11 protein-coding genes and 1 riboswitch are annotated in these 11,480 nt (G+C 31.3%); of the genes, 1 reads left to right on the plus strand and 10 read right to left on the minus strand.

All coding sequences use genetic code 11. The features are described from left to right. Nucleotides 1-38: 38 nt before the first annotated feature. The 6 genes from mnmE to ABD939_RS13040 all read right to left on the minus strand — a co-directional run bounded on the left by mnmE (nt 39) and on the right by ABD939_RS13040 (nt 6,156). Nucleotides 39-1,442, minus strand: coding sequence for a tRNA uridine-5-carboxymethylaminomethyl(34) synthesis GTPase MnmE (gene mnmE / locus ABD939_RS13015; RefSeq protein ID WP_345169448.1), 1,404 nt, complete (start codon nt 1,440-1,442; stop codon nt 39-41). An 11-nt stretch (nt 1,443-1,453) separates the two neighbouring features. After that, the gene (locus tag ABD939_RS13020) at nt 1,454-2,284 is read right to left on the minus strand and encodes a CvfB family protein (protein WP_345169450.1); all 831 of its coding nucleotides are present in this window, start codon (nt 2,282-2,284) and stop codon (nt 1,454-1,456) included. Between the two features lie 84 nt (nt 2,285-2,368). Then, nucleotides 2,369-2,707: a DUF2853 family protein gene (locus tag ABD939_RS13025; RefSeq protein ID WP_345169453.1), complete on the minus strand. Its 339-nt coding sequence runs from the start codon at nt 2,705-2,707 to the stop codon at nt 2,369-2,371. 84 nt (nt 2,708-2,791) lie between these two features. Continuing rightward, nucleotides 2,792-4,552: a 2-succinyl-5-enolpyruvyl-6-hydroxy-3-cyclohexene-1-carboxylate synthase gene (gene menD, locus ABD939_RS13030; protein ID WP_345169456.1), complete on the minus strand. Its 1,761-nt coding sequence runs from the start codon at nt 4,550-4,552 to the stop codon at nt 2,792-2,794. A 51-nt stretch (nt 4,553-4,603) separates the two neighbouring features. Continuing rightward, nucleotides 4,604-5,725, minus strand: a complete 1,122-nt coding sequence (locus ABD939_RS13035; RefSeq protein ID WP_345169459.1) for a chorismate-binding protein — start codon at nt 5,723-5,725, stop codon at nt 4,604-4,606. A gap of 5 nt (nt 5,726-5,730) precedes the next feature. Next, nucleotides 5,731-6,156: a PaaI family thioesterase gene (locus ABD939_RS13040; RefSeq protein ID WP_345169462.1), complete on the minus strand. Its 426-nt coding sequence runs from the start codon at nt 6,154-6,156 to the stop codon at nt 5,731-5,733. Between the two features lie 99 nt (nt 6,157-6,255). On the opposite strand from ABD939_RS13040, the gene ABD939_RS13045 reads away from it, so the two are divergent. After that, the gene (locus ABD939_RS13045; protein WP_345169465.1) at nt 6,256-6,828 is read left to right on the plus strand and encodes a GNAT family N-acetyltransferase; all 573 of its coding nucleotides are present in this window, start codon (nt 6,256-6,258) and stop codon (nt 6,826-6,828) included. Between the two features lie 139 nt (nt 6,829-6,967). On the opposite strand, the gene ABD939_RS13050 is transcribed toward ABD939_RS13045, so the two are convergent. The 4 genes from ABD939_RS13050 to ABD939_RS13065 form a co-directional block, all read right to left on the minus strand. Next, on the minus strand, nt 6,968-7,573 hold the full coding sequence (locus ABD939_RS13050; protein WP_345169468.1) for a hypothetical protein: 606 nt from the start codon (nt 7,571-7,573) through the stop codon (nt 6,968-6,970). Nucleotides 7,574-7,744: 171 nt separating this feature from the next. Continuing rightward, nucleotides 7,745-9,508 (minus strand): serine hydrolase, encoded by a 1,764-nt coding sequence (locus ABD939_RS13055; RefSeq protein ID WP_345169472.1) that lies wholly within the window; start codon nt 9,506-9,508, stop codon nt 7,745-7,747. Nucleotides 9,509-9,733: 225 nt separating this feature from the next. After that, nucleotides 9,734-10,123, minus strand: a complete 390-nt coding sequence (locus ABD939_RS13060) for a PAS domain-containing protein (RefSeq protein ID WP_345170159.1) — start codon at nt 10,121-10,123, stop codon at nt 9,734-9,736. 211 nt (nt 10,124-10,334) lie between these two features. Beyond that, nucleotides 10,335-10,469, minus strand: a riboswitch (cobalamin riboswitch). Nucleotides 10,470-10,529: 60 nt separating this feature from the next. Next, nucleotides 10,530-11,477 (minus strand): NAD(P)H-dependent flavin oxidoreductase, encoded by a 948-nt coding sequence (locus ABD939_RS13065; RefSeq protein WP_345169475.1) that lies wholly within the window; start codon nt 11,475-11,477, stop codon nt 10,530-10,532. Nucleotides 11,478-11,480: the final 3 nt, after the last annotated feature.

The following is an 11,480-nucleotide window of genomic DNA, read 5'->3' on the forward strand; positions in this document are numbered from 1 at the left end:
AGCCGCTTAACTTAAAACAAGATCAAATAAATTACTATCTATTTGCCAATACAAAAGTTAGCAAAAATATTACCCAACAAATCATCATTAGTTATTTCGCCAGTAATTTCTCCAAAATGATATAAAGCTTGACGGATATCGATTGCTAATAAATCACCTGATAAACCAGTATCTAAACCGTGTTTTACTTTATCAATTTCTTCAAAGGCTTTTAATAATGAATCGTAATGACGAGAATTAGTAACAATAGTGTCATTATTTCTCAGCGCTCCGGTATTAACAAAACTCAGTAGCTTTTCTTTTAACATGTCTACTCCTACGCCTATTTTAGCTGATAAGGAAATAGAATTTGAGTTTTCAACTTTACTTAAAGCAATATCTAGCTTTCTTCTTTCTTCGTCTGAAACTTTATCTATTTTGTTAGCTATAACTAAAAGTGGTTTTTGAGGATACTTGTTTTTAATTTTTTCAATTTCAATTTGAAATGTTCCAATTGATGTTTTGAAGTCTGATGCATCAAACAAATATATTACTACCTGAGCTTGATCTATTTTTTCAAAAGTTTTTTTAATACCAATACTTTCAACAACATCTTTAGTTTCTCGAATACCAGCAGTATCTATAAATCGAAAACCAATACCTCCAATTGAGATTTCATCTTCAATAGTATCTCGAGTTGTACCAGCAATGTCTGAAACTATGGCGCGTTCCTCATTTAAAAGCGCATTTAAAAGTGTAGACTTTCCAACATTAGGCTCGCCTACAATAGCAACTGGAATTCCATTTTTTATAACGTTACCTACAGCAAAAGAATCTATAAGTCGTTTTAATACAAAACGAATACGCTCAACTAAATCATTAAATTGTGTTCTATCAGCAAACTCAACATCTTCTTCAGCAAAGTCTAGTTCGAGCTCTATTAAGGATGCAAAATTTAAAAGTTCTTCACGAAGTTTAGAAATTTCAGAAGAAAACCCTCCCCGCATTTGTTGCATAGCTATTTGGTGAGATGCTTCATTATCACTAGAAATTAAATCTGCTACGGCTTCTGCTTGAGATAAATCTAATTTTCCATTTAAGAATGCACGAAGTGTAAACTCGCCTGCAGTTGCCATTCTACAACCTTTTCTTAAAAATAATTGAATAATTTCTTGCTGAATATAATTAGAGCCATGGCAGGAAATCTCAACTACATTCTCTCCAGTATATGAATTTGGATTTTTAAAAATAGATAATAAAACTTCATCTATAGTTTTTTCTCCATCTATTATGTGTCCCAAATGAATAGTGTGCGTTTGTTGCTTAATAAGTTGTTTGCCAGATACTGATTTAAACTGAGACTCTGCTATGGTTATAGCATCATTTCCTGATAATCTAATAACCGCAATTGCTCCTGCACCTGAGGGTGTTGCTAAAGCTACAATGGTATCTTGATTTATCATCTGTAAAAATTCTAAACCAGATATAAACCGTCTGATTTTATTTCTATTAAACGTTTTTTATACAAGGTTCCAACCGCCTTTTTAAAGTTCTTTTTACTCATTTGAAGAGCATCTTTTATAGCTTCAGGACTCGATTTATCTGTTAGATTTAAAAAACCACTGTTATCTTCTAACTCTTTCATTATTCTATCTGCATTGGGTTCTATATTTCGATAACCTATTTGCCCTAAACTGATATCTAATTTATTACCTGGTCTTATTTTTTTAATAATACCTTTTAATTTATCTCCAACACTGATATCTTTAAAAATCTGGTCTTTGTAAATTAAGCCCAAATGCGTTTTGTTTACAATAACATTCATACCAATATCTGATGGATGTGAAACTATTAGATCTACTTCATCAAACTGACTAACTGTTAAATCCTTATTATCTAAAAATCGATTAGTTTTACTAGATGCTACTAATCTATCAGTCTTTTCATCTAAATAGCAATGTACCAAGTACCATCCGCCTGGTTTCATTTTAAAAGCTTGCTCTTTAAACGGACAAAATAATTCTTTAACCAATCCCCAATCTAAAAAAGCACCATAATCCGTAACTTGATTACAACGTAATAATGCAAAATCATTACGCATAATATAAGGCATATCGGTTGTGGCTACTGGTCGTTCCTCATTATCTAAATAAACAAAAACATCAAGCTTATCCCAAATTTTAAATTCTTGAGGTACATACCTATTGGGTAACAACACCTCATTGTCATCTTCATCAATTAAATAAACACCGTGGTCAGTTTCACGAAGTATTTCTAAAGTATTTACTTGCCCTAATATTATCATGCCGCAAAGGTAATCATATTCAATTTTTAACCATAAAAAAAGCGTTACAATAATGCAACGCTTTAAAACATGTTACGGTTAAGTCTAGTAAGCAGACTCTTTACCAAAATGCTTTGTAAGCAAATAGTAAACAACTGCTCTATATTTATTTCTGTTAGATTGACCATATTGCTCCATAACTTTTGCAATACCTTCATCTAAAGCAGAAGAATCTGCTAATCCTAATTTTTTTATTAAAAAATTGTTTTTTACAGTTGCTAATTCAGAAGCATCAGATCCTGAAACTGTTGAAGAATCTGCATTGTAAATTGATGGACCACAACCAATTGTTACTTTAGTTAATAAATCCATGTCTGCAGTTACACCGCATTTGTCTTTTAAATCAGCTGCGTACTTAGCAATTAAATCATCTCGTTTACTCATAATAATGTCTTTTTAATGTGTTCGTAAAATACTTTCTAAATATACCTATTTTTTAGACACATTTTATCTTAATTGGTCACATTATTACTTTAAATACTCAAAATAATTTAATAGAATTTCATCGTTAATGGCCTTAGGTGTAAATACTTCTAAAAGTTTAGGCTGTTTATCCTTCTTGTAAAACGTTTTTAAACAGTCTTCTAAATCATTAACATTTGTAGCCGTTTCATATTTAAAACCATACATTTTACTTAAATGTTCTGCTGTTAAATGGTGGTTGGTTTCAAAATAGGTATCGAAATTTTCGGTGTTTTTATGTCCCGGTAGAATTCTAAAAATGCCTCCTCCTCTATTATTTATAACAATAATTCTAAAATTATTTGGAATATAATTATTCCATAAAGCATTACTATCGTATAAGAAACTTAAGTCTCCAGTTATAAAAACGGTTTGTTTTATATTTGAAACAGCACAACCAATAGCTGTAGATGTACTTCCATCTATACCGCTTGTACCTCGGTTACAATACACTTCCAGAGTTTTATTTAAATTAAAGAGTTGTGTGTAACGAATTGCGGAACTGTTGCTAACCTGCAGTATTACATTATTTGGAATTGACTTTAAAACCGAATTAAAAAACGTGAAATCTGAAAACGGAATTGTATTTAAATACTCAGCATGCTTTTTTAAACGCTGTTGTTTAATGGAAGCCCAATTATCCTTGTAATCACTCTTCACATAATGCGTTATTTTGGGAAGTAGTGTTTCAAAAAATTGATTCGGAGTGGTTTCTATATGCTTAGTTAAACAAAAGAAAGTATCGTTGGCTTTTTTAACATCGATATGCCAATGTTGTTTTGGCTTGTTTTTTCTTAAAATCGCTTTTATTTTTTTAGAAACAATTAATCCACCAAAAGTGATTAAAATATCTGGTTGTAAATCTTGTTCTTTTTGCGCATTTAAAGGCGCAATAATTTGATCTATACTTGGGAAGATATCTTTATGGTGCAGATTAGATGTTGTTTCAGTAAATATGATAACACTATCGTCTTCAGCTAGTTCATCCAACCATTTTTTCTCAATGTTATTTGGCTTATTTACACCAACTAAAATCATTTTTTTTGTAGAAGCATTCCAATACTCTAAACAGTCTTTTAGTGTGTAATCATCAATAGCTCTTGGTTTAGGCTTAACATCATCAGCTTCTGGTGATACACTAAGCGCATTAACCGTTTCATACAAAGGTTCATCAAACGGAATATTAATATGCACAGGACCGTTATTAATAAGTGCATGATTTATAGCCACATTAATTTCCTCTTCGTTATGGCTTTGAATACTTTTTTGTAAACCTAAAAAACGTTCTAATTTATCTTCAAGATTCTTAATTATAGGCAGTTCTTCATTTAAAGGAACATTCTTTTCATCTTTTAAATCCAACTTTAAATTTGCTGAATATAAAATATGATTTTTAAAAACGTATTTCTGGTTTATGGTTTGTCCATCACCAATACCAACTAGATGTTTTGGTCTATCAGCAGATAAAACCACCAAAGGAATATCACTGTAAAATGCTTCAGAAACTGCCGGATAATAATTTAATAATGCACTACCCGATGTACAAACAACTGCGGTTGGTCCTTGCAATTGTTGTGCAATACCTAAAGCAAAAAAAGCTGCACAACGCTCATCTACAATGCTATAACATTTAAAATAAGGATCGTTTGTAAAACCTATAGTTAATGGTGCATTTCTGCTACCCGGAGAAATTATTATGTGTTTTATTCCTTTTAATTTACAAAGCTGTACTACAGTTTGCGCAAGTGGAATTTTTGGATAAATCATTTAGCAATTTTGTTATACAAAAATACAAAATAGCGTATTAAAAAAAGCGACTTAAAGAATAGATTTAATAACTAAGGATTTGGATATGGTTTCTTGCCATTCACTTTCAGGATTAGAGCTTTCGGTTATACCTCCGCCAACATAAATAATAGCTTGATTATTTTTAATTTGCATACAACGCAAATTTACATAAAGTTGTGTGCTATTTTTGGTTACAGTATATGCTCTGTGTTCAATATTTCTTTTTCCAGAACGTGGTGCTTTAACAGTTTCGCCGTTTAATTCACCAAGAAAACCTGTGTAAAATTCTCGATTATAATGCTCATTTTTTAAAATAAAGTCTTTGGCTATTGCCTTTGGTAATCCACAAACTGCAGGTGTTGGGTGTAACGCTTCAATAATATATTTTAATGGTGTATTTGGCTTTAATTGGGCCGAAATTAGTGTTCGCAAATGCAACAGGTTTCCTGCTCGAACCGTTTCCACTTCTGAAGTTTCAATTTTAATTACAGACGATTTTAAATTATCTACAATAAAATCTGTTACATAAAGCTGTTCTTGAATTTCTTTCGTTTGCCATTTTACATTTAAATCGCCTTTAAAATCTTGCGTACCAGCTAGAGCCATAATTGAAAAGCGACTATTTTCAATTTTTAATAAAGTTTCTGGAGTTGCGCCTAACCAAAGACCAACCTTAGGATGATACCAGCAATAAATTAACGCCGATTTATAATGTTTAGTAAGATTTTTAAAAATTTCAATTGGGTTCTTTTCGTTTAAATCGATGGTTTCTCTTCTTGATAAAACTACTTTTTTTAGTTCCGAATTTTTTATAGCCTCAATACCTTCTTGTATTAAATTGATGTGTTTTGCTTTTGAGTTTTCCAAGCTAGATTCATCAAATTTACTTTTATCAATATCTAAAGGGTCTTGGTACGTTTGATGACCGTAAATTACTTTAGAAGCTTTGTTGGGTATTATTACAGTTTCTTCAATATTTTCAAAAGGAGAAAACACAAAACCTTGTTCCGAAAAATCTTTTACAAAATACAAATCAGTGTTGTATTGTAATCGCGCAATTAGCTGTTCTTGATTTGGTTTTCTGTATGCTACAAAAGGTAACTTATTATCAAATTGCTGCTTTATCTGCTCGAAAAAATCATCTGAAATCATACAGGCTATTTAGTTCTAGGAAGAGAAATTGTGGTTAGCTTACAAAGCGAAATTAAGTTATCATTATCATCAGTAACCCGAATTTCAAATAACTGTGTGGTTTTACCTTTATGTATAAATTTTGCTTTGGCGTAAACGTTGCCTTCACGTATACTTTTTAAATGATTTGCAGAAATTTCTATACCTCTTACAAAGTAGTCTTTAGTATTTAATAACAACTCTGCAGCAAAGCTTCCTGTGGTTTCTGCCAATGCAACCGTAGCACCACCATGTAAAACACCGTCTGGTTGATGTACTTTAGACGTTACGGGCATTTTTAAAATTAAAAAATCATCACCAAAATCTATCATCTCAATTTCTAAAGTCTCAATTAATGTGTTTTTACACATGTCTTTAAACTTTTCTTTCACGATTTCTTTGGATAATTTCATAAATATTTTACATTTAAAATTGCTATGCTAAAATACGAAATACACCACTAATGGTTTGGGTCTTTTTGGTTAGTTTTAACAAATACATTTTATAATTAAATGAAAGTACCAACTCTAGAAAACAATCGTGTAAAGCTTACACTTTTAGATTTAAATAATTACAAACATTTATCTGTTATTGCTAATCAAAAAAACTTGGTACAATACTCGCCAAGTAAAATTGATACGCCCGAAGATTTAAAAGCCTACGTACAAACCGCATTAAATTGGTATGAAAGCAAAACGGCAATACCCTTTATTATTTTTGATAAACAAACCGAAACCTACGCCGGAACCTCGCGTTACATGAACATTAATTGGCATAATAAGGTTTTACATATTGGTGCCACTTGGATAGGGCGAGAATTTCAAGGAACAGGATTAAACAAAAACATGAAGTTTTTAATGCTGCAATATGCTTTTGAAACTTTAGGCTTTGAGAAAGTTGAATTTAGAGTTGATGAACGCAATACAGCATCTAGAAAAGCAGTACAAAAAATTGGCGGACAGTTTGAAGGCATATTACGCAAAAATGTAGTTATGCTGAATGGCATTAGACGCAATACCTGTTGTTATGGCATTTTGAAAGAAGAATGGGAAATATTGAAAACTGAAGTTTTTGAAGGTTTTTAGGAGGTGCGGTTATCGTGATTGTATAAGAATAGTGCGGTTTTGTGCGCGAGGATTTTCCGAAGGAAAATCAGAAGCTAGCAAAACTCACTAACCTTTGATTAAAAACTAAACTAAGCATTATTTTTATACGGTGTAGTGGTTAATTTTTTCTTTTTCTCAATAATCCAATCATTTGTCCAATTCCAACTCCAAAGTAAGTTCTGTCTTTATTTATTTGTAACATAGGCGAAATTGTTAATCCGTAAAATCTTGTGAATGGAAATTCTATTTTAGGATTTATTATTAAACTTACCGTGTTATGCTTTTGATAATCCCAAGTATAATTCTCCGCTAAAAAAGCATCATTAATCATTTGCCAATTTTCTGGTTCTCTTATTGTTGAATAGCCTAATCCAAGTGATAAGTTTGCTCTTATAGTTCCACTTTTATTAAGGTTATATATTTTTCCAAAACCGATTTGATAATTTTCAAATTGGTCATAAGGATTAGCTAATCCAAAAAGAAATATTCCAGTCAAACCAGATGTGTAATTTTCAGGTTGTGATTTTGGTTTTCGGATATTCCCAGTGTATCCAACTTTGAAAGAGTATTTTTCTTTATAGACATAATTCAGGTTAATGTCAAATCCTATATAATTACCTAGATTCAGCTCACCAGTTGAATAAATCGCATTATTTTCATCGAATTGAGCATTAGCAATATTGATGCTAATTGAAAATATAAATATTGTTATTAGGCGTTTCATAAATTAACCACAACGTAAAGATATCGTTCCGTTTCAATGAACGATATCGATTGATAAGCGAAGTTAGAATTTTTCATACAACAAAAGAACTATTTTACATATGAGTTATAAACACTTATAAACAAAAAAACCTCCCATAACGAGAGGTTTTCTTTCAATATTTTAAAACTATTATTCTTCTACGCGTTTACCTGTAATCTCTCGCCCACCTTGAAAAAGGGTTACACTATCCACTACTCCAGCTTCATTTTTATTAAACTGTAATTGGGCTTGAACCACTTTTAAGTAAAACTCATTTTCGTTTTTAGGAAAAATATCAAAAACAGGTTGCCCCGTGGCTTGTGTTTTTAATTGGCTGCCTTCTCTAGTAACATCTAAAATAAAACCAGGCATGAGTTCATATTTACCAACATAGGTTTCTAAAATCGCTTCAGGAACCACAATTTCTTTTTGTAAATCGCTTACATCATCGCCCATTTTCTTTAAAAACTCGATAGCGTTTTGGTTACTTGAGTCTAATTCTACAGACTTTCGGTAATTTTTAATAGATGCTTCATTTTTACCTAAATTCATTAAGGCTTCACCGTAACTATCATAAGCATTTGATGATTTTGGAAATGCATCTATATTAAGTTTAAATACTTCAGCTGCAGCTTCAGTTTTACCAGCACCCATTAATTTATAGCCCATAGCGTTCATTTCTTGCTCATTTAAACTATAAGCATCAGAATCCTTTAAAGTATTATAACGCTTTAATCCTGTTTCAAGACCTTTATCTTCTATGACAGTATATAATTCATCTGCTAAAGATTTTTTTGGCATATTATAATCTTTACCATCTAAAATGCCATATATAGCACGCGTTATAGAATTTAGTGGAGCGCCTCCAGTATTACTAAAAAGTACAACCAGAGATTTATTTGATGGTGCTCTAGAAATATTGGTGTTAAAACCATTGATACCGCCACCATGAGAAATGGTGTAAATACTATCTTTAGATTTTCCTATTTTACTATAACCAACACCCCATCCGTAAGCATAATGACTATTTCCCCATGCAGGAATATAAGGTTTAAAATACATGTCCATATATTTTTGTGGCAGTAGTTTATTTGTGTATAGTGCTTGATCCCATTTATACAAATCTTCAACTGTAGAATACATAGAACCTGCCGCATATGGAATTGACATATCTAAATATCTAGAATTCTCATAACCTGTAGTAATTCTTTCATAACCTGTGGCACGCTTTTTTAAAATATCTCCAAAATGGTCATAACCAGTATCATCCATATGTAATGGCTTAAATATTTTTTCATGGAGCATATCTTCGTAAGTTTTTCCACTTAACTTTTCAATTAAAACTCCAAGTAAAAAATAACCTGAATTACTGTACGCGAATTTTTCTCCTGGAGTAAATTCTAAATCTTTATCTTGAAATTTCTTGATAAACTCCTCTGGCGTGTAAGGGTTTCGAGTTTCATTTTGCATGAATCCAGGAAACGATGTGTAGTTAGGTATTCCTGATGTATGTGTTAAAAGATGATGGGTTGTAATTTTATCGCCGTTTTCCTTTGGATAATCTGGCAAATAGGTTGTAATTGGCTTTTGTAAATCTAATTTACCCCCTGCTACTAATTGTAAAATAAGCATCCCTGTAAATTGTTTTGTTACAGAACCTAAACGATGTTTAGTATCTGATGTGTTGGGAATATCCCATTCCATATTCGCCATTCCGAACCCTTTTTTATAAATAACTTTACCGTTGTTAGCTACTAAGGCAGAACCATTAAACTTACCATACTCTGCATATTTACTAATAAGTTCGTTGATTTTATCGACTTTGGATTGAGAAAATACGGTGCTTGAAAAAACTAATAAGACTAGAATTAGCCCGCTTGTTTTCCACAGTTTAAAATTTGAAATTGATTTCATAAGATGTTTTTTGATTGATTATTAGATTCTGAAGTAAGACGCAACATTACTCCTGTAAGTTACACATTAAATCAAATTAATTGAAAATTTATTTAAAACAGCAACAATGGAAAAGTATCTGTTTCAATTAATAAATACATTTGTAATATTAATAAAACCTAATGACTAAAAAACATACAAATAAAACGCTTTACAATCAAAGGCTTAATATTATTATTGAATATATCATATATCTAAGGCATTCTCTAAAGCCAAAAGATGAACAATTTCATTGCTCTCATCTTTTAGGGGATAAATTTTAATTTCACACTTGTAAGGCTTGCCATCTTTCCTGTAATTTATAATTTCTTCTTTAAAAGAATGTCCAGATTGCAATTGAGTTCTGATAATTTTTCTAGTTTTTGATGATGATTGCTCACCTTGAAGAAAATTTGGCTTTTTTCCTATAGTGTAGTTAGCAGGATAACCCGTCATTTTAGTAAAGCCTTTGTTAACCCACTTAATATTTTGATTATTATCGGTTAATACCAGTGCTTCAAACTCACTACTTTCTAGAAGCGTTTCAATATCTAAACACCAATTAAATTTTTGTTGAAACTCTTTTAAAATTTCTATTTCAGTTTGTTTGTTAAAGTTTTTAGCTTATGATGATAGATGCATTGCATAAATATCCCAACAGATAAGTGGTGTTCTTAAGACTTTTTTAAAGGTTTTCATAACTTCTTTTTTTAGTGCAGCGAATAAAAAGAAGCAAAACAACATTAAATATTTCAAAAAATATTTTAATGAAAGTTCTCACTTAGCTTCAAATCGCGAAAGCACAGTTTATATTAGAAATAAAAAGGGAAGTATCTGGCTTATAATTATAAAAAATAATTAATTACAGTTGCGCGACAGCTTGCGATTTTAACACAATTCCTTATTAATAGCTTTTAGCTAAACCTTTATTAACCTTTCAAAGATAGGCAAAAGTTTATATACGTTTAAATAATAAAAAAAATGAAATTGATGAAAACCTAATCTACTTGGTAAGCTTAGAAATTATATCCTTAACAGGTAGAATAGCATTGGTATGCTCTATACTCGGTCCAGCAACCCAAACTGTTTTGTAAGTTGCTTTTGTGGCTGCATTTTTAGTAGCATTCATTCCAATTGAAAAACGAATCATTTTTACCCATTTTTTAAGTTTCTTATTTTTATTCAAAACAGATTCTAACCAGGTTTGTTTAGTTCCAATTTTTTGAACATAAGGTGTATTTATAACCGTACAAGGTGTTCCAGAAATACGCTCTGTCATTATAATATCTTTTGCTCCGTAATCAACACATGCTTGTTTATATTCGTCCGTAACACCAGCTTCAACCGATGCTATAAATGGGCTACCAACTGAAACGCCTTCTGCACCATAGCTTAACATCTCATCAATATCAGCTTTACAACCAACACCACCGGCTGATATTACAGGAATATTACAATTTGTACTTAATTCTTTAATCAATACTTCAGGAGATTTATCGCCTCGGTGACCTCCTGCCTCATTGTTTACAGCAATAATAGCATCAGCGCCTAAACCTTCAACCTTTTTTGCAAATTTTAAATCTACTACATCACAAAACACTTTAATACCTGCTTTATGAGCTTGATTAATGGTTTCTTCTGGACTTCCTAATGATGTTATTATAAAGTCGCAACCTTCTTCACAAATGACTTCCAATTGGCCTTTATACTTAACATTAGATTTATTTACAATAAGATTAAAACCAAACGAGCCACCTTTAGGTTTAGCTGCTTTTAATTCGCGTAAGGCCATCCTTAATTCATCTAAAGTTCTATAATTTAATGCAGGAATACAACCAGCTATTCCACCAAACATAGCTTCTTTAACCATAGACACATTAGAAACTAAAAACATGGGTGCTTGAATAATAGGATATTTAATGCTAAGAAGTTCAGTTAATTTTGTTTCCATGGT

The sequence above is a fragment of the Algibacter aquimarinus genome (assembly GCF_039543265.1).
GTDB classification, from domain to species: Bacteria; Bacteroidota; Bacteroidia; order Flavobacteriales; family Flavobacteriaceae; genus Algibacter_B; species Algibacter_B aquimarinus.